This window comes from Nocardioides montaniterrae, from assembly GCF_054782655.1.
This window is the reverse complement of sequence record NZ_BAAGSB010000016.1, coordinates 1-24,811: the sequence shown is the minus strand read 5'-3', so window position 1 is coordinate 24,811 and position 24,811 is coordinate 1. Positions and strand designations below refer to the sequence as shown.

The following is a 24,811-nucleotide window of genomic DNA, read 5'->3' as shown; positions in this document are numbered from 1 at the left end:
CAGCTCGACTACGCGACGTCGCTGGGCACCGCGTGGGCGTTCACGTCACGAAGGATGTCCACGATGACTTCGAAGTCGTTGGGGAAGATCACGTCCACGTGGCCGTGGTCGACGTACGGCGACTCGTAGAGCCGGGCCGGCTCCATAAGGCCATTGGCAGTGAGCTCGTCGACGATCAGCGACACGAAGCGAACCTGCTCGACGGAGAACCTCGACTCGTCGAGAAAGCCGCCGAAGGCCTCCACCGCGGCGGCACGGTCGAGACCGACCAAGGAACGGATGAACGGGCCAAGAGCGCCGGCACGCTCGGTGACCCAGGCCAGGTCGACCTGCTGGTCTCCACCCGACGCGACCAGCATCTCGGCGAGTGATTCGAGGTCCTCCGCAGTCAGTTGCTTGTTGCGCCGCAACCGCTGGAGCGCGAGGTGCTCCTCGTGCTCCCTGAGGTACGTCTGCGCCTTGGCGCGGAACCGTTCCCAGTTCATTCCTGACGTCACCTGGGGCAGATCGACCAGTGTCGATTCCTCGAGCGTGTCCTCGAAGTCGGTGTAGACGGGGCTCTGGCGAGTCTTCTCCACGAAGCGGACCAGGCCGCGGAGCCGTAATCGCATCACCTCGAGCATCGGCAGGGTGACGTCGACCCACCATTCGTCGCTGGCTACCTCGTCCAGCAACGGGAGCTGTTCTGCGACCGATGGGATCGTCTTCTTCGGCAGCAACGCTGCAGCGATCGCCTGGACCGTCTCCCGGATGCGCTCGGCGGCGACGGCATCGCCATCGAGCTGAGCCAGTTGGCGGCGGAGCACGAGGAGGTCGAAGCGCTTGGCGTCCTCGTCGGGGTCACGGACGGTCGAGGGCAAGCCGGCGAGGTTGTGCAGGATGTCGCCCGCGTCGTCCTTGGTCAGGCTCGACCACCGACCGCGGTCGGACCAGGCCTCGACATCCTGGCGGTGTGCTCGCACGAGGAAGTTGTCGACGTTCATGCCGGCGACGATCTCGTGCAGCCAGTCGGCGGTGGTGTCGCGGAGCTTCGTCTCGGTTCCGGCGCCGTCGAGCGCAAGGACCAAACCGAGCCGAGACTCGAAGAGCCGCTGGGTCAGCGACTTCTGGAGCGAGCCCTCCGAGCCCGGGAGGTCCTGGCTGAAGTACTCGAGGTTCCCGCAGAAGTCGAACACGAAGAAGTCCTTCTTGTCCTCGCCGGGGCCGAAGAGATCGGGTCGCAACCGCGTACCGCGGCCGATCATCTGCCAGAACTTCGACTTCGACCGGACCATCTTGAAGAACACGAGGTTCACGACCTCGGGCACGTCGATACCGGTGTCCAGCATGTCGACGCTGATCGCGATATGGGGCGCCTTGTCGGGCTGAGAGAAGTTGTCGATCAGGCTCTGGGCGTACGTCGTGTGGTGGGTGATGACCCGCGCGAACTCGCCGCCGTACTCGGGGTAGGCGACATTGAACCTCTGCTCGATGAACTCAGCGTGCGCCTGGTTCTTGGCGAACACGATCGTCTTGCCGAGGCGGTCGCCGCCGGCGACCTTGTAGCCCTCAGACATCAGCGTCGCGAGCACCTTGTCGACGGTGTCCTCGTTGAACAGGAAGCGGTTGAGCTCCTCGGAGTCGATCGAATCCGGTGGACCGTCTTCGCCCCAGTCGAGCGCGTCCCACTCGTCCTTATCCTCGTCGGAGAGCTCGTCGTACCGGATGCCTTGGCGCAGGAACTTGGTGCCGACGGAGACGCCGAACGGCGGCACGAGGAAGCCGTCGCCGACGGCCTCGTCGAGACCGTAGGCGTCGGTGGGGACTCCGTCTTCGAGGTGGAACAGCCGGTAGGTGTTGTGGTCGACCTCGTCCTTGGGGGTCGCCGTCAGGCCGACGAGGTGCGCGTCGAACCACTCGAAGATGGCGCCGTACTTCTGGTAGACGGAGCGGTGTGCCTCGTCGATCACGATGAGGTCGAAATAGCCAGGCCCGAACCGGCGGTTGCCCTCATCGACGTCGTTGATCAGGTTCATGATCTTCGGGTACGTCGACGCGTACACCCGCCCGTCGATCGCCTTCTCGGTCACCAGGTTGACGGTCGTGACGCCGGGAAGGTGGGTCTTGAAGGCGTTGACTGCCTGGTTGACGAGCGCGGTGCGGTCGGCCAGGAAGAGCACACGCTTGACCCAGTTGGCCTTCATCAGCTGATCAACCAGAGCGATGACCGTGCGCGTCTTGCCGGAGCCGGTGGCCATGACCAGCAGTGCCTCGCGCTCGCGCTTGTCGAAGGCTGCGCCGACTGCCTTGATCGCACGGGTCTGGTAGTAGCGCTCAACGATCGTGGCGTCGACGGTGGCGCCGGCGAGCGAGAGCCGGGTCTCCCGACGCTGGATCATCAGCTCGAGCTCGTCGCGGTTGTAGAAGCCCTGCACGTCTCGCGGCGCGTAGCCCGAGTCACCGAAAGCCGCGTCATCCCAGATCCAGTGCTGGTAGCCGTTGCTATAGAAGACGACCGGCCGGCGCCCGAATTCGGCCTGGAGGCAGTCAGCATAGAGCTTGGACTGTTGCTGGCCCACCTGCGGGCTCTTGGCCGTCCGCTTGGCCTCGATGACCGCGAGGGGCAGCCCGTCTGCGCCCCAGAGGACGTAGTCAACGAAGCCGCTGCCCTCGCTGTTGGGCATGCCAGTGACGGGGTACTCGCGGTCACGCTTCTGATCGAGCTGCCAGCCCGACTCCGCCAGCAGCACGTCGATGATCAGCTGCCTGGTCTCTGCCTCAGAGTAGTCGTGATCGTCGGGCTTGTTGTTCGTCGCCTGCGCTGCGGCGATCTGAGCCTTGAGCGCCGCGATCTCGGCGTCCTTCGCGGCTGCCAGGTCGTCGCGCTCGGCGAGCTCCTTCTGGTGGGCGTCGTCCTGCGCCTTGAACTTCGCGGCGAGCTTCACCAGGTCCTGACGCGCCAGCGGGGCCAGCTTCGCGGCCAAGGCCGGATCGAACTGCGCCTTCGTTGGAACGCTCTGCGGGTCCGCCGAGTACCGGTACGCCGCGAACACCACGACGTGGAAGAGCTCGCGCAGGACGTTCAACGCAGTCTGCGGCTGGATCGGCTTGCCCTCGTGAGCTGCAGTGTTGCCGACCCGCCGGATCACGTTGAGCTTCTGCGCGATCCCAACGCCGACCTTGGCCTTGAAGGCGGCGGAGTTGATCCGTGCTGCCAAGTCGCTCTGGTACGGCTCCGGCAGCCCCATCACGTCGTACAGGTGCCCGACCAGCTGCTCGATCGCGCGCCGGCTGTAGAAGCAGGCTGCCGCTGGGTCGTTCGACAGGTACGACTCCGCCTTCACACAATCGGCATGCGCCGCCGGCAGCGACGCTCGAGCGAACGCGAAGTTGCTCATGCTGCGTCCTCGCCGTCCCTCAGCTGGTGAAGCTGCCACCGGGCATCGACCACGCCGACGAGCGTGTGCGAGAAGGACCCCACGAACCAGAGACCAGCCAGACCCGCGGGCAGGAGGGGCGGCTCGCAGTCGATCGCCTCAACCCGGCCGTGCAGTCCCGCGGCTTGCTCGAACGGGAGGCCACCTTCCCCGAACGCGATGAACAGGTGGGTCTCGGCTGCACCGGAATCGATCACCTTTGCGATGTGGTCCCTCTGGTTCGACTCTGCAAGCACTGCCGACAACGCCTCGCTGAGTCCCTCGAGCCTCTCATCAACCGCGCCGCCCGTGGCTGCGGGCAACACGTAGACGATCGCTTCGTGGTCGCCCGCCTCCGGTAGGAAGTAGCCCCAGAAGTGGCATCCCGAGCGAACCGCCCATCGCACGTCCACGGGTAGCTGCACCGAGAACTCGTCGAGGTAGGCGGTGCTGGTGAGCCCGTGCTCCTCGCACCAGCGGATGATGCTCTGAAACTTCGCACGTAGTTCTGGAATCACCCCAGGTGTCGGCACATTGATCGTCCACGTCCCGTTCCCCGGTGCTTGCCACTGATGGTTGTCAGCCGCGATGAGGGCGTCGCGTTGGCGAATACCCGGACCGCTGTGGCTGGTGATCTCCAGAGCGGCTCGGCGCCCATCCTCGTAAGCGAGCCAGACGTCGTGCATGCGCGGGCGTGAACCGTCGTCGTGGGCTACAGCTCGGGCACCCAGCGCTCGAGCGACTGCAGTGGCACCGAACGCTTCAGTGTGGTCGAGGCCATCGAGCGCGTGGGCTTCCATCAGAGCTCCCCTCGGAAGGCCTGGGATTGAAGCGCCGCAAAGAGCCCGTCGTTACCGGCCAGACCGCGCTGTATGACCGCGCGCTGAACGTCGATCTGCGCGACACGGGCGGCGAAGTCGCGCTGGAGGTCAACGGGTGGGACGGGCAAAGGCAGTGCCCGAAGGCCCGGGCCACTGAAGTTCTGCTGTGCGGATTGATGGGACTTAGTCCAGATGATGGATTGCAGACCTTTCGTCCGAATCGCTGTTGCCGCGTAGTCGGGAAGCACTCCTTCGGCGAGCCTGATGCGGATGAAGTACGCACCGGCAATGCAGGGCGGGTCGGCGTCCCTGATGACCGCGAGTTTGCCGACCGTCGCCCCTGTGCGCGCGAACACGAGGTCACCGGCGGCCAGCCCGTACTTCTCGCGATCCTCGGTGGTAACGGCCATCCGCGGCATGGTGCCGAAGTCGAGTCGCCCTTGTTGGTCGAGGTCAGTGATCCTGACGATCCTGATTCCGCCTGCAGAATAGGACTCGTTATGAAAGCGCGGACCGTACTGCATCCAGGCTGCCGCGTCCCCTAACGTGGACGACCGCCACTGATGGGGATTCGTGACGGGATCGCCGAACATTTCGTGGAAGATCGACTGCGGCAGAGAGTCGAGGTGGGCGAGGACCTGGCGGCGCTTGGCGCGGAGGGCGTCGGCCTGGTCGAGGATCGCGGCGATGCGGCGCTGCTCGGACAGGCGCGGGAGTGGCACGGCGAGGGTCCCGAGGGTCGCGAGGGAGATCGCCTTTCGTCGATGGATCGCCCCGCGTCCGAGTTGTTCGTAGCTGGCGAGTGCACGGGGACTCTTCAGGAACCGGATGAGATAGCGAGGCTCGACCCGCGACTCGTCCGCTCGAAAGACTGTGTACATCGGACTGATGAGGGACCTCTCAGGCGCGATCCCAATGGACCCCTCGTCCAGGTGGATGGTGGCGTAGGCGAAGTCGCCCGGTTCGACAAGCTTGTAGCCGGCAACATCTCGGCTAAAGACCTGCTTCTTGAAGTACTCCAGGCTCGGCACGAAACCCGAGTGCTTGGTAACGGAATACACCGGGAGTTCGTTGTCGGCGCCGGCTCGCTTGCCTGCCGCGGCCGTGAGCTCGCCAAGAGGGACCGTCTTCACGAGAGCATCGCCTTCAGCTCGGCCAGGCCCTTCGCGATCTCCTCGTCGAGCGCCTCGATGTCGGCGATGATGTCGAGCGGGGCACGGTGCTCGACCTCGTCGTACTCGATCTCCTTGTAGCGGTTCAGCGACAGGTCGTAGCCCTGGGCGACGATGTCGGCCTTGGGGACGAGGAACGACTGCTCGGTGCGGGCCCGGTCCCTCTCGTCCGAGTCGGGTCTCGACAGGCTCGACCACCTTCGGAGCACGTCGGGGAGGTCGTTGGCCTCTACCGGGTTGCGCTTGTCGTCCAGGGAGAACCCGTCGGCGCGGACGTCGTAGAACCACACGTCGTCGGTGCCGCCGGAGTCAGTGCGCGTGAAGAACAGGATGGCGGTGGAGACACCGGCGTACGGCTTGAAGACACCACTCGGCAGCTTCACGACAGCGTCGAGCTTCTGGTCCTCGACGATCGTCTTCCTGAGCGCCTTGTGGGCCGTCGAGGAGCCGAAGAGCACGCCATCGGGCACAATGACCGCCGCTCGACCCCCGGGCTTGAGCAGCTTGAGAAAGAGCGCCATGAAAAGCAGCTCGGTCTTCTTGGTCTTCGCGACCTGCAGAAGGCTCTTCGCGGTCGACTCGTAGTCCAGCGATCCGGCGAACGGCGGGTTAGCGAGGATCAGCGTGTACTTGTCGGCATCGCCGGCCGCACCCTCGGATAGCGAGTCGCGGTAGCGGATATCGGGCGACTCGATGCCATGCAGCAGCATGTTCATGGAGCCGATCCGCAGCATGACGTTGTCGAAGTCATATCCATGGAACATCGACTTGTGGAAGTGCGCCCGCTGGGTGGCGTCGGTCAGCGCCGTCGGGTGCTGGGTGCGGACGTACTCACTGGCCGCGACCAGGAAGCCGGCCGTACCGCACGCCGGGTCACAGATCTCGTCGTCGGGCTGCGGCGCCATCATGTCGACCATCAGCTGGATGATGTGGCGGGGTGTGCGGAACTGCCCGTTCTGCCCGGCACTGGCGATTTTGGAGAGCATGTACTCGTAGAGATCGCCGTTGGTGTCGCGGTTGTCCATCGGAATGGTGTCGAGCATGTCGACGACCTTCGACAGCAGCGCCGGCGTTGGGATGGTGAAGCGGGCGTCCTTCATGTGATCGACGTACGTCGCGTCGTCGCCGCCGACCTGAGCGCCGTACCCCTGCAGGAACGGGAAGACTTCACTCTGGACCGTCTTGTACATGACGTCGGCGTCGAGATTCTTGAACCGGCTCCAGCGCAGGTGCTCCTGTCCGGGCAGGAACTTGGCGTCCTCGATCACGCCGCCGGTGATGCGCGCCTTCTTCTCGGCGATCGCCTGCAGGTCGTCGAGACGGCGGAGGAAGAGCAGGTAGGTGATCTGCTCGATGACCTCGAGCGGGTTGGCGATGCCGCCGGACCAGAAGGCGTTCCAGACGCCGTCGATCTTGCTCTTCAGCTCTCCCGTGATCACGGTGCCCACCTTATGAGGCGCGGGTGATGGCTGGCTGGGCATTGGCGGACCTCCTGCTGACCGGTCCTTCCGGTGCAGCCGGGCAGGCTCTCGAAACCTTCCGACACATCCCAATCCGGGGGGCCCGGTTGCTTTGCCCAGCCCGCCGTTGCTCAAGATCCCCGCTTTGTAGGCGCTGCGCGCTAGCCTGCTGCCAAGTGCTGATCCGACCCTGTGGTCGGGGTAGGCGCTTCCTGCCCCCGCTTCGGCGGGGGCTTCTTACTTTCTGATGACGACGCCCGGCGCACCGATCCGCGACAGCCCATTGACCTTTGAGTGCGCAGCTGGCCCAAGCTGCGCCCACATCGTCGCCGGGACGACCTTGGCTGGACCGGGCCCTGGCGGCACATAGGTTCGCCACCCGGCATATGCCACAAGATCGGCAAGTTGCAAGAAGTACGACTCGTGTGACGCCCTCGAGCTCGGGTCTTCAATCAGACGTCGGAAGGGATTGTTGAAGGTGGTACCGCCGAAGTAGCTCCCAGAGGTCATGTGCCTCCGCGACTTGCGTACGAACTTGCGAATCGTTGCGTCCTCGCCCTCGTCGTGAACGATGAGCATGTCGGTGTTCTCGTAGTGCGTGGTGCGTTCCAGCCGCTGCAGCAGCGTCCCCCATGCCATGTCGAGACATTGCGAGCCGACGGCTCCGGTGGCCGCCTTGTCGACAACCACGGCGAAGGCACGCGCCTTCATGCTGGACAGCTGGTTTAGGTGGTAGGCGTAGATCAGCTGGCGTTGTCCGGGCGAAAGGCCAAGCGGCCGCAGCCCGCCTGCGTTGCGGATCAGGTGGTTCGCCTTGAGCTCCTGGCGCATGAGCGGACCGAAGGTGGACTTGATCTGACGCCGGAATCCGACCAGGTGATCGAACGCCGTCGCCCAATCCGCTGAGTCAATCAGCACGCAGCCCAGCACGAAGCAGCCGGAGGAGCCCTGCAGGGCGGGATCTCCGGTGTCACCAGACTCATCGATGTACGCGATCAGCACCCAACCACCCTGGCATGCGCACCCGACAGCGCGGCGGGACTCGGGCAGATCCGTGAGGGCCTTGTGAGAGACGCGGTCCGGCGGCACACAAATGCGAAACGGCCCCGCCAGCGTTTCCGCTGATCAGGGCCGGTTCGTGTCTTGCGCGCCTGTAGGGATTCGAACCCCAAACCTTCTGATCCGTAGTCAGATGCTCTATCCGTTGAGCTACAGGCGCATGTCGCGCGGCGTTGCCTTGCGACCGGTCGAGAATAGCGGAGGGCTCGGGCTGGTGCCGAATCGAGGTCGCGGGAACGCCCTATGCTCACGAATCATGAGCGCACCGATGAAGCTGGGCATGATCATCAACTACGCCGGAGAGTTCGGCGAGACGGTCGAGCTGCTCCAGGACTACGAGCGCAACGGGCTCGAGCTCGTCGCGATCCCGGAGGCGTACTCCTTCGACGGGGTCAGCCAGCTCGGCTACGTCGCCGCCAAGACCGAGCGGCTCGAGATCATGAGCGCGATCCTGCAGATCTACTCGCGCACCCCCGCGCTGCTCGCGATGACGGCCGCCGGCCTGGACTACGTCTCCAACGGCCGCTTCACCCTCGGCATCGGTGCGTCGGGCCCGCAGGTCGTCGAGGGCTTCCACGGCATCAAGTACGACGCCCCGGTGGCCCGTCAGCGCGAGGTCGTCGAGATCTGTCGCAAGGTGTGGCGCCGTGAGGTCCTCGACCACTCGGGCAAGTACTACAAGGCGCCGCTGACCAAGGACGACGGCGGCACCGGCCTCGGCAAGCCGCTGAAGATCATCAACCACCCGGTCCGCAGCGACATCCCCGTCTCCATCGCCGCGCTCGGCGAGCAGAACGTCGCCCTCGTCGCCGAGATCGCCGAGGGCTGGCAGCCGCTCTTCTTCCACCCCGGCAAGTCGTTCCAGGCGTGGGGCGGCGCGCTGGAGGAGGGCCTGGCCAAGCGCGACCCGAGCCTCGGCGAGCTCGACGTACAGCTGCAGATCGCGTTCTGCGTCGGGGAGCCCGCGCCCGAGGCGCTCGCCGCGGCCCGCAACCAGCTCGCGCTGTACATCGGGGGCATGGGCGCCCGCGGCAAGAACTTCTACAACCAGCTCGCGTGCCGCTACGGCTACGAGGCCGAGGCCACGGAGATCCAGGACCTCTACCTCGACGGCAAGAAGGCCGAGGCGGCGGCCGCCGTACCGGACGACCTGGTCGACGCGATCACCCTCTTCGGCGACGAGGACGTCCTGCGGAAGAAGCTCGACGCCCTGTACGCCGGCGGCGTGCGCACCCTGCTGACCAGCCCCGTCGCGCCCGATGACCACGACAAGGTCGCGCACATGAGGATCCTCGCGGGCCTCCTCGCGGAGAGGCGCTGAGCGAGACATCTCGTCCCGCTAGAGACGTGATCGCAGATCGGCGATAACTTTCCGGTCATGGGTTCCTACTTCGTGACCGGCGCCACTGGCTTCATCGGGCGCTTCCTGATCCGTGAGCTCCTCGCCAACCGCGAGGGCGACATCCACGTCCTGTGCCGTGCGGGGTCGCTGGACCGCCTCGAGCGGCTGATCCAGGAATGGGGATCCGACCGGGTCAAGCCGGTCATCGGCGACCTCTCCGCGCCCGCGCTCGGCGTCGATGCCGACTGGATCGCCGAGCACAAGGGCGACATCACGCACTTCTTCCACCTCGCGGCGATCTACGACATGACCGCCAGCGAGGCGATGAACGACGCGATGAACATCGACGGCACGCGCAACGCCCTGGAGCTCGCGGGCGCGCTCGAGGCCGGCACGTTCCACCAGGTCTCCTCCGTCGCGGCCGCCGGCGACTACAAGGGCGTCTTCACCGAGGACATGTTCGACGAGGGACAGCCGCTCCCGTCGGCGTACCACCGGACGAAGTTCGAGTCCGAGAAGATCGTGCGGGAGGAGTCGCCCGTGCCGTGGCGGGTCTACCGCCCCGCGATCGTGGTCGGCGACTCCGAGACCGGCGCGATGGACAAGATCGACGGTCCCTACTACTTCTTCCCGATGATCAAGCGGATGCGCGACGTGCTCCCCGGCTGGATCCCGCTGATCGGCATCGACCTGCGCGACACCAACATCGTGCCGGTCGACTACATCGCCAAGGCGATGGACCACATCGCGCACGTGCCCGGCCACGACGGCGAGGCGTTCTTCCTGACCAACCCCGAGCCGCAGGGCGTGATCGAGATGATCAACGCGTTCTGCAAGGCCGCGCGGGCGCCGAAGTTCGCGACGCCGGTCGACCGCCGCATCTCCGAGGCGGGCCCGATCAAGGCGCTGCCCGAGGCCCTGCGCCCGGCCTCGCTGCTTGGCGCCGCGGTGCGCTCCAAGCCCGCGCAGCTGCTGCTCGGCTCGACGTCCGGCGTCACCGGCATCCCGGCCGAGGTCCTCGGCCACGTGAACTTCACCGCGACCTTCGACTCCACGAACGCCCAGGAGCTGCTGGCCGGCTCGGGCATCACGGTCCCGCCGCTCTCGTCGTACGCCGAGCTCCTGTGGAACTACTGGGAGGAGAACCTCGACGACACGACCGCGCGCGACAAGAAGGCGCGCAAGGCGCTGTCGGGCAAGTACGTCGTCATCACCGGCGCCTCGTCCGGCATCGGTGAGGTGACCGCGAAGAAGGTGGCCGCGGTCGGTGGCATCCCGGTCCTGGTGGCCCGCGGCGCCGAGAAGCTCGAGGTGCTCAAGCGGACCATCGAGTCGCGCGGCGGTACGGCGTACGTCTTCCCGTGCGACCTCTCCGACCTCGAGGCGATCGACGCACTGTGCGCGCGGATCAGCGAGGAGCTGCCGCGGGTCGACTTCATCGTCAACAACGCCGGCCGGTCGATCCGCCGCTCGATCAAGCTCTCGCTCGACCGCTTCCACGACTTCGAGCGCACCATGCAGCTCAACTACTTCGGTGCGATCCGGCTCGTCATGGGCCTGATCCCGAAGATGTCGGAGACCGGCGGCGGACACGTGGTCAACCTGTCCTCCATCGCGGTGCTCACGAAGATCCCGCGGTTCTCGGCGTACGCCGCCTCCAAGGCCGCCCTCGACTCCTGGTCGAACGTGGTCGCCTCCGAGCTGCACGCGGACGGCATCTCGTTCACCGCGATCCGGATGCCGCTGGTGCGCACGCCGATGATCGCGCCGACCAAGATGTATGAGAAGTTCCCGACCATCTCGCCCGGCCAGGCCGGCGACATCGTCATCAAGGCGATGGTCGACAAGCCCGAGGCGATCAACACGCTGTCCGGCCAGATGGGTGCCGCGCTGCACACCGCCGCCCCCAAGACCGCCCACCGCGTGATGAGCCTGGCCTACCAGGCCTTCCCCGACTCCGCCGCCGCCCGCGCCCACGCCGAGGGCACCGAGGCCGCTCCGGCCGACGCCGAGCCGAAGTCGCAGGTCGAGATGGTCAAGCGGCTGGTCAAGGGCCTCAGCTGGCGCTGAGCCTGTGATCGTGTGGATCTGTGGTCATGGGGTGGCCACAGATCCACACGGTCTCGTTCTCCACAGGGTGCGAGCTCGCCCTTGAGCGGCTGGCCGCGACGACGCACGCTCGTGCGATGGACCTGCCGGACCGACGCATCGGCATGCTCGGCGCGCTGCTCAACCGCCAGTCGGGCGTCGTACGCCGGGCGCAGCTGCTGGAGCTCGGCTTCGCCCCTCACGACGTACGTCGGATGGTCCGCCACCGTGACCTCGTGCCCCTCCATCCTGGCGTGCTCATCAACCACACCGGTACGCCGACCTGGGAGCAGCGGGCCTGGGCGGCCGTGCTCGCATGCTGGCCGGCGGCGCTGCGCGCCGAGTCCGCCCAACGGGCGTCCAGCCTGCGCCTGATGACGGGCCCCGACGACGGCCGCCCGATCGAGCTGATGGTCCCCGCGAGCCGCAGCCTGCGGCCTCCTGCCGGCGTCGTCGTCCGCAGATCGCGATCGTTCGACCAGCAGGTCGACATGACCGCGCTCCCGCCGCGCCAGCACACGACCGACTGGGTGCTCGACCTCGCCGATGAGGCGCCGCGGGAGATCGACGCGATCGCCAGCATCGCCGACGCCGTGGGCGCGCAGCGGCTGCGGCCCGACGAGGCGCTGGCGGCCCTCGCCCGGCGGACCCGCAGCCGCCGGCGTGCGTTCATCGCTGCCGTGCTGGCCGATGCTCGCGACGGTGCGTGCTCGGTGCTCGAGCAGCGCTACCTCCAGCGCGTCGAGCGAGCCCACGGGCTGCCGAGTGCGGACCGACAGGTGCGTGCCGCGGCGAAGGGCACGATCTACCGTGACGTGGTCTACCAACGGTTCAGGACGGTCGTGGAGCTCGACGGCCGGCTCCACCACACCCGTGCGGGCGATCGCGACAGGGATCTCGATCGCGACCTCGATGCCGCGGTCGGCGGCTTGCTCACGCTGCGACTCGGATGGGGGCAGACCGAGCGCGCGTGCGCAACCGCCGTGCGGGTCGCTGCGGTGCTCCAGATCCGTGGCTGGACGGGCACGGCGACCCGCTGCCCGGCGTGCGGCTGAACATCGTGTGGATCTGTGGCCATGAGGTGGCCGCAGATCCACACGATGTTCGCCCTACGCTGAGGGCGTGATCTCCGGAAGAGTCGTCGGCCTCGTCATCGCCCTGGTGCTGCTCGGCATCGGGGGTTTCCTGTGGCTCGGCGGGATGGGCCTGATCGGCGCGTCCGGCGACACCAGCAAGTGGTGGGCGAACATCGGCGGGGGACTGGCCGGCCTCGGTGTGGCCCTCGGCTTCGTCGTCGTACGCCGGGGGAAGTAGCTCAGGCCTGCTCGACCGGCGTGATGCTCGCCTTGTGACGGCGCGCGAGGTCGGCGTAGTAGTCGCCGTTGACCTGGACCCAGAACTCCGACGGGGTGCCCGCGATCGGCTTCTTGACCTGGGCGGGCGCGCCGGCAGCGAGTACGCCGGCCGGGATCTCGCCGCCCGGCGTGACCATCGAGCCGGCGGCCACCATCGTGCCGTCGCCGACGACGGAGTCGTCGAGCATGACGGAGTTGTTGGCGAGGATCGACTTCTCGCCCAGGCGCTTGCCGTGCATGACGCAGCTGTGCGCGACCGTCGAGTGCGGCCCGATCTCGACGACCGCCTCGGGCCCGCCGTGGACGACGGAGTTGTCCTGGATGTTCGCGCCCTCACGCACGACGATCGTGCAGATGTCGGCTCGCAGCACGACGCCGTACCAGATGCTCGCGCCCGCCTCGACCGTCACGTCGCCGATCAGCGTGGCCGTCGGCGCGACGAAGGCGTCCGGGTGGACCTGCGGGCGCTTGCCCTCGAACTCGTAGATGAACACAACGGCAGGTTAGGGCAGGCCGGTCCTGCGGCGACGCGCTCGCGCCGGAAAAACTAAGCGCCGCCGCAAACGTCTCGGGTCGTCTGCGGCGGCGAGGTGAATGCTGCCAGAGTCCGGGACGGCGTGTCACGTTTCCGGGGAAGTTTTTTCCAGAAAGTTTTCAGCTCGATGTAACGGAGCGGGAGCCCGGTGACATGTCGCGCCCGCGCGCCCGGTGGGCTAGACATTTGCGCCGGCTCCGACGGATGCCTCAGACCTCGGTCCAGGCCTTCTCCAGGACGCCCCGGATGATCTGCTCCATCTCGTCGAAGTGCTCGGCGGTGCAGATCAGTGGCGGCGAGAGCTGGATGACCGGGTCGCCGCGGTCGTCGGCGCGGCAGTACAGGCCGGCGTCGTACAGGCCCTTGGAGACGGTGCCGTAGAGGATGCGCTCGCACTCGGCGTGGGTGAAGGACTCCTTGGTGGCCTTGTCCTTGACCAGCTCGATCCCGTAGAAGAACCCCTCACCGCGTACGTCGCCCACGATGGGCAGGTCGAGCAGCTTCTCCAGCGTCGCGCGGAAGACCGGGGCGTTCTCCTCGACCCGCTGCAGGACCTGCTCGGACTCGAAGAGCTCCAGGTTGCGCAGGCCGACGGCGGTCGACACGGGGTGGCCGCCGAAGGTGTAGCCGTGCGCGAACATCGCGTCGCCGCTCGCGAAGGGCTCGAAGAGCCGGGCGGAGGCGATCATCGCGCCGAGGGGCGCGTAGCCCGAGGTGAGGCCCTTCGCGCAGGTGATGATGTCGGGGACGTAGTCGAACTTCTCGGCACCGAACATCGTGCCGAGCCGCCCGAAGGCGCAGATCACCTCGTCGGAGACGAGGAGCACGTCGTGCTCGTCGCAGATCTCCCGCACGCGCTGCCAGTAGCCTGGCGGCGGCGGGAAGCAGCCACCCGCGTTCTGCACCGGCTCGAGGAAGACCGCGGCGATCGTGTCGGGCCCCTCGTCCTCGATGGCGACCGCGATCTGGTCGGCGGCCCAGCGGCCGAACGCCTCGGGGTCGGAGCCGTTCAAGAGCCCGCCGGTGATCTCGGAGGCGCGGTAGAGGTTGGTGTTCGGGACACGGAACGTCGAGGGGACCAGCGGCTCGAACTGCTGCTTGAGGCCGGGCAGGCCGGTGATCGAGAGGGCGCCGTGGGTGGTGCCGTGGTAGGCGATCGACCGGCTGATCACCTTGTGCTTCATCGGCTTGCCGGTGAGCTTGAAGTAGTTCTTGGCCAGCTTCCACGCCGACTCGACGGCCTCGCCGCCGCCGGAGGTGAAGAACACCCGGTCCAGGTCGCCGGGCGCCAGCGCCGCCAGGCGCGCGGCCAGCTCGATCGCCTTCGGGTGCGCGTAGGACCACAGCGGCATGAACGCCAGCTCCTTGGCCTGCGCCGCGCCCGCCTCGGCGAGCTCGTGCCGGCCGTGGCCGAGCTGGGAGACGAAGAGGCCCGCCAGCCCGTCGAGGTAGCGCTTGCCATGACTGTCGTAGAGGTACGCGCCCTCGCCGCGCACCATCACGGGTACGTCGTGAGCAGCACCCTCGGCGGCGTACCTGCCGTGCTGGGTGAAGTGCATCCAGAGGTTGTCCTTCGCGGACCGTTGCAGCTCTGCATCGTCCATGTCCTCATCGTGGCAGAAGATTCTGCGGCTCGGTCCTCCCGCGGGCGGAGATTTTCGGAGTAGCGTCGAGGCATGGCTGAGCAGATCTTCCGCAATGTCATCGACGGCAAGCCCCGCGAGGCGGCTGACGGGGCGACGTACGACGTCCTCGACCCGACCTCGGGCAGCGTCTATGCGAAGGCGCCGCTCTCGGGCGCCGCCGATGTCGACCAGGCGTACGCCGCCGCGGCGACCGCCTTCGACGCCTGGGCCGCGATCACCCCGAAGGAGCGCCAGCGGGCGCTGCTGCGGATCGCGGACTCGATCGAGGCGCGGGCCGAGGAGCTGTGCGGGGTCGAGGTGAAGGACACCGGCAAGCCGTTCCAGCTCACCATGGAGGAGGAGCTGCCGCCGGCGATCGACCAGGTGCGGTTCTTCGCCGGTGCTGCGCGGTTGCTGGAGGGTCGGTCGGCGGGGGAGTACATGCCCGATCACACCAGCTGGATCCGGCGTGAGCCGGTCGGTGTCGTCGGCCAGGTGACCCCGTGGAACTACCCGCTGATGATGATGATCTGGAAGATCGCGCCGGCGCTGGCGGCGGGCAACACCGTCGTGCTCAAGCCCAGCGACACCACGCCCGCGAGCTCGACGTTGCTGGCCGAGCTCTGCCAGGAGCACCTGCCGCCCGGCGTGCTCAACGTCGTCTGCGGCGATCGCGACACCGGCCGGCTGCTGGTCGAGCACCCGACCCCGCAGATGGTCGCGATCACCGGCTCCGTGCGAGCCGGCCGCGAGGTCGCGGGCTCCGCCGCGGCGGACGTGAAGCGGGTCCACCTCGAGCTCGGCGGCAAGGCGCCGGTGGTGGTCTTCGAGGACGCCGACATCGCCAGGGCGGCCGAGGGGATCGCCGTCGCCGGCTGGTTCAACGCCGGGCAGGACTGCACGGCGGCCACGCGGGTGCTGGTCGCGGACGCGGTGCACGACGAGCTCGTCGCCGCCCTGGTCGAGCAGGCGCGCGCCACCCGGACCGGCATGCCCGATGACGAGGACGTCCTCTACGGCGCCCTCAACAACGCCTCCCAGCTCGAGCGGGTGAGCGGGCTGGTCGATCGCGTCCCCGGCCACGTCACCGTGGCCGCCGGCGGCCGTCATGCCGTCGTGGTCGGCGGCGATGGCGGGTACTTCTACGAACCCACCGTGCTGACCGGCGTACGACAGGACGACGAGGTGATCCGCGAGGAGATCTTCGGGCCCGTCATCACCGTCCAGCGGTTCTCCGGCGACGCCGAGGCGCTGCGGCTGGCGAACGGCGTGCCGTACGGCCTGGCCTCGTCGGTCTGGACCCGCGACCACGGCCGTGCCCTGCGGATGAGCAACAAGCTCGACTTCGGCTGCGTCTGGATCAACACCCACATCCCGCTCGTCGCCGAGATGCCGCACGGCGGCTTCAAGCACTCCGGCTACGGCAAGGACCTCTCGCTCTACGGCCTCGAGGACTACACGCGGATCAAGCACGTCATGAGCTACACCGGCGACTGAGCGGCGTACGGCGTCCGCCTGGTGGTCGAGGTAACGCCGGAGGTGGCGTCTCACACGCTGGCCAGGCGCCCGACCTCCCGTATGCTGAGCGGCAACCCAAGTCTCCCGCGCCAGGCCATGCGGATCCATCGCCTGCGTCCCGAGCCGCGGGAATGAGCCACGAAGATCCACCCTGGTGTGCGGACCCGTCCCAGCAGGTGAGATGGTGGCGATGCGGACGACGGCGTCCAACGATCAGGCAGCTCCGTGCTGCAACGGGTCGACCAGCAGCCCCATTCCTGGGGTAGCGTCGGCTCACCCTGAACAGGACCGAAAGGCTGGCAAGGCAGATGGTGGATGTGGAGAAGGCGCTCGACGAGGGCGGCCTCACGAACTCCCAGGTTCGGGAGTACGTCGCACACTGGGCCGGTATCACCGGCGCCGACAACGTCGAGGTCGTCTCGGCGTCCGACGACGCCCGTCTGATCCAGGTCGCGCTCGACGCGGGTGAGCTGCTCCCCGCCGGCGACGGCTCCTACTACTCGCGGTCCTACTTCAAGGACACCGCGCGGGCCGAGGAGCGCACCATCGTCGCGACCTCGGACGAGTCCGACAAGGGCACCTACAACAACTGGCGTCCCGCCTCGGAGATGAAGCCGAAGCTCGTCGAGCTGATGACCGGCGCCTCCCAGGGCAAGACGATGTACGTCATCCCCTACCTGATGGCTCCGGCCGGCGGTCCGCTGGACAAGTTCGCCGCGGGCGTCGAGCTCACCGACAACGTCGGCGTCGTGCTGCAGATGATCCGCATGGCCCGCGTCGGCGTGGACTACATCAACCACCTCGGCAACGACTTCGTCCGCGCCGTGCACGTCACCGGCGACCTGCCGAACCTCGGCCAGGGCACCCCCGACGACCAGCGCTACTTCGTGACCGTCGCCGACGAGCGCACGATCCTGCACTTCGGCTCGTCCTACGGCGGCAACGCGCTCCTGGGCAAGATCGCCCACGGCCTGCGCCAGGGCTCCTACGACGGCTGGAAGAACGGCTTCCTCGTGGAGCAGTTCATGCTGCTCGGCATCACCGACAAGGTCGCCGGCACGAAGTACAACATCTGCGGCGGCTTCCCGTCGGCCTCCGGCAAGACCAACCTCGCCATGACGCTGGCCCCCGACGCGCTCGGTGACCGCTACCACGTCGAGTTCTACGGCGACGACATCGCCTGGATCTGGGTCGACGAGAACGGCGTGCTCCGTGGCTTCAACCCGGAGAACGGTGTCTTCGGCGTCGCCAAGGACACCAACGAGAAGACCAACCCGACCGCGATCGAGTCGATCAAGCCGGGCCTGGGCGTCATCTACACCAACGTCGCCTACAACGAGAAGACGCAGGAGGTCTGGTGGGAGGGCAAGTCCGAGAAGCCCGCCGACCTCGACGGCTGGCTGGACTGGAAGGGCGAGAAGATCGCCGACCGGACCCCCGAGCAGGCCGACGACGCCTGGGCGCACCCGAACTCCCGCTTCACCACGACGCTCGCGAACGTCCCGAACGTCGCGGCTGACTACGACGACGCGGCCGGCGTCGAGATCCACGGCATCATCTTCGGCGGTCGCACCCGCGACCGCGAGCCGCTGGTCCGTGCGATCGACGACCTGGCCGAGGGCGTGTACGACGGCCTGACGCTCGGCGCCGAGGCGACCTTCGCGGCCGACGGTCTCGAGGGCGTGCTCCGCTACGACCCGATGTCGATGCGCCCGTTCATGTCCTACCCCGAGGCGGACTACGGCCAGCACTGGCTCGACGTCGTCGGCAAGGCCACGAACAACCCGATCTTCGCGCACGTCAACTGGTTCCAGCGCGGCGAGGACGGCCGCTTCCTGTGGCCCGGCTACCGCGAGAACCTCCGCCCGCTGCTGTGGCTGATGCAGTACCGCAACGGCGAGGTCGAGGGCAACCGCACCGCGGTCGGCGTCATCCCGACCCGCGAGGAGCTCAACCTCGACGGGCTCGACGAGCAGACGCTCGCCGACCTCGACACCGTGCTCACCATCGACAAGGAGCGCTGGATCCAGGAGATGGGTCACCGCGAGAAGCACCTCCACCAGTTCGACGGCCTGCCCGAGGCGATCTGGGAGGCCCACCGCCGGGTGGCGAAGGCGCTCGAGGAGAGCTGAGCTCCCTGCACCACAGCTGAACCGGAAGGCCCGTTCCCCGCAGGGGGTGCGGGCCTTCCGCGTTTCCCGGCGCTGCCAAGATGGCGGGGTGACCGCGGGTGATCAGCTGCACGACATCGGCGGACGGCGCGCGTACGCGATCTGGCTGACCGCGCTCGCGGCGTACGTCCTGGCGATCTTCCACCGCTCCTCGCTCGGTGTCGCCGGGCTGATGGCCGAGGACAGGTTCGGGATCAGCGCCACACAGCTGTCGCTGTTCACGGTGCTCCAGCTGATCCTGTACGCCGGCCTGCAGATCCCCGTGGGTGTGCTGCTCGATCGCTTCGGCTCGAAGCGGCTGATCCTCGCGGGCGTGCTGATGATGAGTGCCGGGCAGCTCGCCTTCGCGTTCGCGGGGAGCTTCCCGGCGGCGCTGGGTGCGCGAGCACTGGTCGGCGCCGGCGACGCCATGATCTTCGTGAGCGTGATCCGGCTGGTGACGCTGTGGTTCCTGGCCCGGCGCACGCCGCTGGTCAGCCAGCTCACCGGTCAGCTCGGCCAGCTCGGCGCGCTGGCCGCGGCCACGCCGCTGACGCTCGCGCTGCACCACCTCGGCTGGACGCCCGCGTTCCTGATCGCCTCGGGCCTCGGTGCGCTGGTCATCGTCGCGGTGCTCGCGCTGGTGCGGGACTCGCCGTACGCCCGGCGCGAGGCGGAGCGGGTCAAGCTCGAGGTGCTCGCCCGCTCGCTGCGGCAGGTGTGGGCGCACCCGGGGACGCGGCTGGGCATGTGGACGCACTTCACCTCGCAGTTCTCGACCACGGTCTTCGCGATGCTGTGGGGCTTCCCCTTCCTGGTGCGCGGCGAGGGCTGGAGCACCGTGGACGCCTCGACGCTGCTGATGGCGATGACCGGCTGGGTGATCGTCAGCGGGCTGGTGCTGAGCTGGGTGACGGCGCGCTGGCCCTACTACCGCAGCTACGTCGTGGTCGGCATCGTGCTCGCGATCGTGGTGATGTGGTCGGTCGTGCTGTCGTACGACGAGCGCGCGCCGGTGTGGCTGATCGTCGCGCTCGCCTTCGTCATCGCGACCGGCGGCCCGGCGTCGATGGTCGGCTTCGACCTGGCGCGGATCTTCGCGCCGGTGACCGCGATCGGGCGCGCCAACGGGCTGGTCAACATCGGCGGCTTCCTGGCCAGCCTGATCACGATGGCGCTGGTGGGCGTGGTGCTCGACCAGCGGGCGCCGGGTGGCGCGTCGACGTACACGCTCGACGACTTCCGGGTGGCGCTCTGCGTGCAGTACCTCTTCTGGGCCCTCGGCGTCGTGCAGATCCTGCGCTACCGCCGCCGCGCGGTGGCCCACCTCCGTCGCGAGCACCCCGGCGCGATCGAGCGGATGCGCGGCGGCGAGCACGTCGTGCACCTGGGGCTCGGCGGCGAGATCGGCGTCTGAGGTCCTGCGGGTTTCCCAAGGGATGCAGGGAAACCTGCACCTCCCCATGGTTGTAGCGCTTGGGGAGTGCAGGTTCGGGTGCATCCCTTGGGAAACCTGCAACGGCGTACTCTCCGAGCCATGCGCGCGGTCGTCTGCCACCAGTCCGAGCTGTCGGTCCAAGAGGTCCCCGACCTCGTCCCGGGCGAGGGGCAGGTGCTCCTGGACGTGCAGCGCTGCGGGATCTGCGGCTCCGACCTGCACGCCCGCACCCACGGCGACGCGACGGCGCAGGACGTCGCCGAGCTCGGCTACGACGACTTCATGCGCTCCGACCAGCACGTCGTGATGGGCCACGAGTTCGTCGGCACGGTCGTCAACCATGGGCCGCGGACGCGCAAGACGTGGCCGGTCGGGACCCGGCTCGTGGCGCTGCCGGTGCTTCAGCAGGACGGAGGCGTCCAGCTCACCGGCCTCTCGGAGAAGGCATCCGGTGGGTACGCCGAGCAGGTGCTCGTCACGCAGTCGATGGCGATGCGCGTGCCGGACGAGGTGTCGACCGAGTCGGCGGCGCTGGTCGAGCCGATGGCGGTCGCGCTCCATGCCGTGCGCAAGGGCCGGGTCGGTGCCAGGGACACGGCGGTCGTGCTGGGCTGCGGACCGATCGGGCTGGCGGTGATCCTCATGCTCAAGGCCACGGGGGTCCGCCACGTGATCGCGAGCGACTTCTCCGCGGGCCGTCGCGCGCTCGCCGAGCGGTGCGGCGCCGATGTCGTCGTCGACCCCGCGGTCGACTCGCCGTGGACCTCCTTCGCCGACTCCAAGCGTTACCTGACCGACCCGATCGCCCTGGCCAAGATGGGCATCGACGCGATGGACAAGCTGACCGCCGTACCTCTGCTGCCGTGGGCGCACGTCATGCGGGCCGCCGAGAAGGCCGGCGCGACGCCGCGCGGGCCGGTCGTCTTCGAGTGCGTCGGCGTGCCCGGCATGATCGAGCACGCGATCACCCACGCGCCGCTGCTCTCGCGCATCGTCGTGGTCGGCGTGTGCATGAACGCGGACTCCTTCCGGCCGTCGATGGCGATCAACAAGGAGGTCGAGCTGCGCTTCGCGTTCGCCTACGACCCCAGCGAGTTCCACCAGACCCTGCAGTGGATCGCCAAGGGCAAGGTCGACGTCACCCCGCTCATCACCGGGACCGTGGGCCTGGACGGCGTCGCCCAGGCCTTCACCGACCTCGCCGACCCCGAGCGGCACGCGAAGATCCTGGTGGATCCGACGGTCTAGACCGGCCGGCGGTGTTCGCCCGGGTCGGCCGATGTTTGGTGGGGTGCTCGCTCGACCCGCTGCGGCAGCGGCGTGCAGCCGTGATGATCTCCCCATGCTCAAGCCGGCCTCGCGCAGCCTCGCTGTTCTTCTCGCCCTCCTGGTCGTCCTCGCGGCGTTCGCGCTGGCGCCGGCCTCCGGCGCGGTCCGTACGCCGGCGCAGCGGACCCTGGCGCCGTACCAGCAGGCCCTGCGGAACGCGGAGATCCCTGCCTCCTGCGGGCACCCCGCCGCGCACCTCGACGGCTACCAGCAGGACTGGGGGATGAACGGCTCCGCGAGGCTGCGGATCGGACGCGCCATCCACGGGCACGTCACGGGTCACTCCGGCTGGGTCACCGCCGTGCCGATGGACTGCAACGCCGGTGGTGTCGGCCTGCCGCAGATCGTCCTCTTGTACGGCGCTCACGCGCACCTGCTGGTCTGGAAGGACCTCTCCTCGGTGCCCGCCGCGCAGGAGAACGAGGCCACCCGGAAGCTGGCGTTCGTCGACGGCAAGGTGCGCTTCCTCTTCGACGGGTACGACGGCTGCTGCTTCATGCACAGCGTCCACCGCGGCACGCTCGGGATCGCCGCGGGCCACCGCACCTGGAGGTACGCCGGACCGCTCATCGTCACGAACGACGACACCGACCGCGGGACGATCACCGGGCCGAACCAGGGCTCCTGGGCCTTCGCACCGGCGCCGACCGACCTGCGCGCCTTCGGCGATCACGTGTGGAACAAGGAGCAGGCGGCGGCGACGAAGTACGGCTGCGACAACACCCCGTGGGTGGCGCTCGAGCGCTACAGCCACCACGGCTTCGCCATGGGCGACGTCGGTTCCTGCGGCGGGTACCTGGCCATCTGGGCGAAGGTCTCCGGCAGGTGGCGCCAGGTGCTTGGCATGCAGGACTCGCCGATGTGCGCGAGCCTGAGCCGGCTGCAGCGTCGGGCACTCACCGTCCTCGCGCAGTCGTGCTACCGCGACACCACCTCGTCGCCGGTCAACCTCGGCACCTGGCCGCGCTCCGGCATGTAGCCGGTGCCGATCAGGGCTTGCGGCGCAGTCCCAGCGCGGTCCCGCCGGCAGCGATGACGACGGCGAGGCCGGACAGGCCGAGCGCCCAGCCCGACCGGCTGTCGCCGCCGGAGTCGGCGGTCGACGTACCGCTGCCGTCGGCGCCGGAGGTGATCGTCAGCGTCGGCGCGGGGTGCTCGGGCTCGGCGGCGCCCTCGACCTGCGGTTCGATCCAGCGGACGACCTTGCCGTCGGAGTAGGTCTGCAGGGCCTTGAAGATCAGCGACCCCGAGTCGGGCAGCGGGCCGAGCGAGAGGCCGAACTCCTGGAACTGGCCGGGCTTGATGGCCGACGCCTTCGACGCGGCTGTCCAGGTGATCTGCGAGACCGCCTGGGTGACCTGGCCGTCGTCGGTGGTGAGGGGGGTCGCGAGCTTCTTCTCTGCCACCTTGTAGGTCCAGCCGGCCACCGGCTGGACGCTCACCGACCCGAACGGATGGTCGGCCGGAAGGAAGACCTGGACCTTGGTCGTCGACGCGGTCGCGGACTCGGTCGGCACGCGGAACGTGAGCTTGTCGTAGCCGCCGCCCTCGGCGGTGTCGGGGTTGACGGTCACATGGGCGAGCGCGGGGCTGCCGATGGTGACCAGGGCCAGGGTCGCGGTTCCGGCGAGGGTGCGCAGCAGGGAGCGAGACATGGGTCGGCCTTCCGAGACTCCCGTCCGTCGCCCCGAGTGGCGACCGGATCGGTCCTACGATGATTCCGGTTCCTCGTCCGGTCTCACAAGGATGTGTCCACGTGTCACGCTCTCGGGTCCTCAGGCGCGCCTGCCTCGGCGCAGTCGTCGTCGCTGCCTGTGTGCTCGGGGTGCTCCTCGGCTCGTCGCCGGCATCGGCGCACGCGATGGTCGTCTCGAGCACTCCCGCGCCCGGCAGCCTGCTTCGGACCGCACCGAGCTCCGTCGCGATCACCTTCGACGAGGCCGTCACCACGGTCCCCGACTCGCTGCGGGTCTACGGACCCGACGGAGAGCGGGTCGACCACGGGGCGCTGGTGCGGCCCGGCGGCAGGGGCAACACCATCGACGTCGCGATCGGCTCGGGCGCGAAGGGGACCTATCTCGTCTCCTGGCGCGTCGTCTCGGCCGACTCGCACCCGATCTCGGGGGCCTTCACCTTCTCCGTCGGCCGGCGGTCGATGGCCCCGAGCGCCCCGCAGGTCACCTCCGACACCGGTCTCGGCACCCTGCTGGGTGTTGCCAGGGGCATCGGGTACGCCGGCTCGGCACTGCTCCTCGGGGGCTCGCTGCTGCTCGCCCTGGCCCGCACCGGCGCCGCCGGCACCGCGCGCGGCCGGCGGCGGCTGCTCGGCGGGGGTGTGGCGTGCCTGGTCGGCAGCGCGGTCGTCGCTCTCGGCGTACAGGGTGCGTACGACGCCGGCCTCGGCTGGTCCGCGATCGGGCGGCCGTCGCTCGTGGGGGCCGTGCTGTCCACGACGTTCGGGCACGGGCTGCTGCTGCGCATCGCCGCCGCGCTCGTGTTCGCCGCGGCGCTGGTCCTGGTCGGCGGGAGGGCGCGCGTCGCGCTGGCGGCCCTGGCCGGCCTGGTGCTGGTGGTGTCGTTCGCGATGACCGGGCACGGGGTGGCCGGACCGCTGGAGTTCGTCTCGACGTCGATCCACGTCGCGGTCGCATCGATCTGGATCGGCGGGCTCGCGGTGCTGGCACTGCTGGTCCTGCCGGGCAAGGGCGACCCCCGCGAGCTGGTCACCCGGTTCTCCACCATCGCGCTGGCGTGCGTCGTGGCGCTGGTGGTGACCGGCACCTACCAGGCCTGGAAGCAGGTGGGGGCGCGGGCGGCGCTGACCGCGACGACGTACGGCCGCGAGCTGCTGGTCAAGCTCGCGCTGGTAGTGCTGACGCTGGTCGCCGCGGCGTTCTCACGGCGCTGGGTACGCCGGGCACGCCACGGCGACGCCGGGCCGCTGCGCGCGGTCGAGCGGGAGCTGGTCCTCGGCATGGCGATCATCGGCGTGACGACGGTGATCGCGACGACGATGCCCGCGGCCGTGGCCTACCACCCGTCGACGACCGCGCGGCTGACCACCGGGACCGACGTCGTCGAGGTCTCCGCCGTGCCGACCGGTGACCGGATGCTCGACCTCGACCTGCGGTTGCTCGACGCCGATCGCCGACCGACCGACCCACCCGAGGTCGACGTCACCGTCTCGCTGCCGGGCAGGAGCCTCGGCCCGCTGCCCGTCTCGATGCACCGCGTGGCCCGGGGTCACCTGGTCGGCAGCGTCGCCGTACCTGTCGTGGGCACGTGGACCCTTGCCGTCGACGTACGCACCTCCGCGATCGACGAGCACACCGCCACCACGGATCTTCCGATTCGCTGACGGGCGGGGCGCAGGTTTCCCAAGGTATGCACCCGAACCTGCACTTCCCACGCGTTGCAACGCTTGGGGAGTGCAGGTTTCCCTGGGCGGGCTCGCAGGGTCATCGCAACAACAGTCCGTTGATCAGCTCTGAGGGTGCAGCGTAGTCAAGGCGTTTGCGTGGGCG

18 protein-coding genes and 1 tRNA gene are annotated in these 24,811 nt (G+C 68.5%); 10 read left to right on the top strand and 9 right to left on the bottom strand.

Features of this window, described 5'->3' with window-relative positions; translation table 11 throughout:
- Positions 1-8: 8 nt before the first annotated feature.
- The 6 genes from ACYVJ3_RS15870 to ACYVJ3_RS15845 form a co-directional block, all read right to left on the bottom strand.
- Entirely contained in the window at positions 9-3,377 is a 3,369-nt protein-coding gene (locus ACYVJ3_RS15870) for a DEAD/DEAH box helicase family protein (protein ID WP_460854048.1), read from the bottom strand.
- Complete coding sequence (locus tag ACYVJ3_RS15865; RefSeq protein ID WP_460854047.1) at positions 3,374-4,195, bottom strand: hypothetical protein; 822 nt, start codon at positions 4,193-4,195, stop codon at positions 3,374-3,376. The genes ACYVJ3_RS15870 and ACYVJ3_RS15865 overlap by 4 nt, the downstream gene beginning before the upstream one ends.
- Positions 4,195-5,349: a restriction endonuclease subunit S gene (locus ACYVJ3_RS15860; protein WP_460854046.1), complete on the bottom strand. Its 1,155-nt coding sequence runs from the start codon at positions 5,347-5,349 to the stop codon at positions 4,195-4,197. The genes ACYVJ3_RS15865 and ACYVJ3_RS15860 overlap by 1 nt, the downstream gene beginning before the upstream one ends.
- Entirely contained in the window at positions 5,346-6,827 is a 1,482-nt protein-coding gene (locus tag ACYVJ3_RS15855; RefSeq protein WP_460854045.1) for a class I SAM-dependent DNA methyltransferase, read from the bottom strand. The genes ACYVJ3_RS15860 and ACYVJ3_RS15855 overlap by 4 nt, the downstream gene beginning before the upstream one ends.
- Before the next feature lie 258 nt (positions 6,828-7,085).
- Positions 7,086-7,850, bottom strand: coding sequence for a DUF3800 domain-containing protein (locus ACYVJ3_RS15850; protein ID WP_460854044.1), 765 nt, complete (start codon positions 7,848-7,850; stop codon positions 7,086-7,088).
- A 144-nt stretch (positions 7,851-7,994) separates the two neighbouring features.
- A tRNA-Arg gene (locus ACYVJ3_RS15845) sits at positions 7,995-8,067 on the bottom strand.
- A 96-nt stretch (positions 8,068-8,163) separates the two neighbouring features.
- On the opposite strand from ACYVJ3_RS15845, the gene ACYVJ3_RS15840 reads away from it, so the two are divergent.
- The 4 genes from ACYVJ3_RS15840 to ACYVJ3_RS15825 all read left to right on the top strand — a co-directional run bounded on the left by ACYVJ3_RS15840 (position 8,164) and on the right by ACYVJ3_RS15825 (position 12,651).
- Positions 8,164-9,228, top strand: coding sequence for an LLM class F420-dependent oxidoreductase (locus ACYVJ3_RS15840; protein WP_460854043.1), 1,065 nt, complete (start codon positions 8,164-8,166; stop codon positions 9,226-9,228).
- 57 nt (positions 9,229-9,285) lie between these two features.
- Positions 9,286-11,319: an SDR family oxidoreductase gene (locus tag ACYVJ3_RS15835; protein ID WP_460854042.1), complete on the top strand. Its 2,034-nt coding sequence runs from the start codon at positions 9,286-9,288 to the stop codon at positions 11,317-11,319.
- A 26-nt stretch (positions 11,320-11,345) separates the two neighbouring features.
- On the top strand, positions 11,346-12,392 hold the full coding sequence (locus ACYVJ3_RS15830; RefSeq protein ID WP_460854041.1) for a type IV toxin-antitoxin system AbiEi family antitoxin domain-containing protein: 1,047 nt from the start codon (positions 11,346-11,348) through the stop codon (positions 12,390-12,392).
- 67 nt (positions 12,393-12,459) lie between these two features.
- Positions 12,460-12,651 carry a hypothetical protein gene (locus ACYVJ3_RS15825; RefSeq protein ID WP_460854040.1) on the top strand — a complete coding sequence of 64 codons (192 nt, stop codon included), beginning with the start codon at positions 12,460-12,462 and terminating at the stop codon, positions 12,649-12,651.
- Position 12,652: 1 nt separating this feature from the next.
- Here ACYVJ3_RS15825 and ACYVJ3_RS15820 read toward each other — a convergent pair whose 3' ends face one another.
- Both ACYVJ3_RS15820 and ACYVJ3_RS15815 read right to left on the bottom strand, forming a co-directional pair.
- Positions 12,653-13,186, bottom strand: coding sequence for a gamma carbonic anhydrase family protein (locus tag ACYVJ3_RS15820; RefSeq protein WP_460854039.1), 534 nt, complete (start codon positions 13,184-13,186; stop codon positions 12,653-12,655).
- Positions 13,187-13,436: 250 nt separating this feature from the next.
- Positions 13,437-14,831, bottom strand: coding sequence for an aspartate aminotransferase family protein (locus ACYVJ3_RS15815; protein WP_460854038.1), 1,395 nt, complete (start codon positions 14,829-14,831; stop codon positions 13,437-13,439).
- A 72-nt stretch (positions 14,832-14,903) separates the two neighbouring features.
- Between ACYVJ3_RS15815 and ACYVJ3_RS15810 the strand changes: the two genes are divergently transcribed.
- The 5 genes from ACYVJ3_RS15810 to ACYVJ3_RS15790 all read left to right on the top strand — a co-directional run bounded on the left by ACYVJ3_RS15810 (position 14,904) and on the right by ACYVJ3_RS15790 (position 22,266).
- A complete protein-coding gene (locus ACYVJ3_RS15810) occupies positions 14,904-16,349 on the top strand; it encodes a gamma-aminobutyraldehyde dehydrogenase (RefSeq protein WP_460854037.1) in 1,446 nt (481 codons plus the stop codon).
- A 329-nt stretch (positions 16,350-16,678) separates the two neighbouring features.
- Positions 16,679-18,502: a phosphoenolpyruvate carboxykinase (GTP) gene (locus tag ACYVJ3_RS15805; RefSeq protein ID WP_460854036.1), complete on the top strand. Its 1,824-nt coding sequence runs from the start codon at positions 16,679-16,681 to the stop codon at positions 18,500-18,502.
- Positions 18,503-18,590: 88 nt separating this feature from the next.
- Positions 18,591-19,937: an MFS transporter gene (locus ACYVJ3_RS15800; protein ID WP_460854035.1), complete on the top strand. Its 1,347-nt coding sequence runs from the start codon at positions 18,591-18,593 to the stop codon at positions 19,935-19,937.
- 120 nt (positions 19,938-20,057) lie between these two features.
- Positions 20,058-21,206, top strand: a complete 1,149-nt coding sequence (locus tag ACYVJ3_RS15795; RefSeq protein WP_460854034.1) for a zinc-binding dehydrogenase — start codon at positions 20,058-20,060, stop codon at positions 21,204-21,206.
- A gap of 94 nt (positions 21,207-21,300) precedes the next feature.
- Positions 21,301-22,266: a hypothetical protein gene (locus ACYVJ3_RS15790; protein ID WP_460854033.1), complete on the top strand. Its 966-nt coding sequence runs from the start codon at positions 21,301-21,303 to the stop codon at positions 22,264-22,266.
- A gap of 10 nt (positions 22,267-22,276) precedes the next feature.
- Here the strand turns inward: ACYVJ3_RS15790 and ACYVJ3_RS15785 are convergent, their stop codons facing one another.
- Positions 22,277-22,942, bottom strand: a complete 666-nt coding sequence (locus ACYVJ3_RS15785; RefSeq protein WP_460854032.1) for a YcnI family copper-binding membrane protein — start codon at positions 22,940-22,942, stop codon at positions 22,277-22,279.
- A gap of 101 nt (positions 22,943-23,043) precedes the next feature.
- Here ACYVJ3_RS15785 and ACYVJ3_RS15780 point away from each other — a divergent pair, with 101 nt between their 5' ends.
- Entirely contained in the window at positions 23,044-24,645 is a 1,602-nt protein-coding gene (locus tag ACYVJ3_RS15780) for a copper resistance CopC/CopD family protein (RefSeq protein WP_460854031.1), read from the top strand.
- The last annotated feature ends 166 nt before the right edge of the window (positions 24,646-24,811 follow it).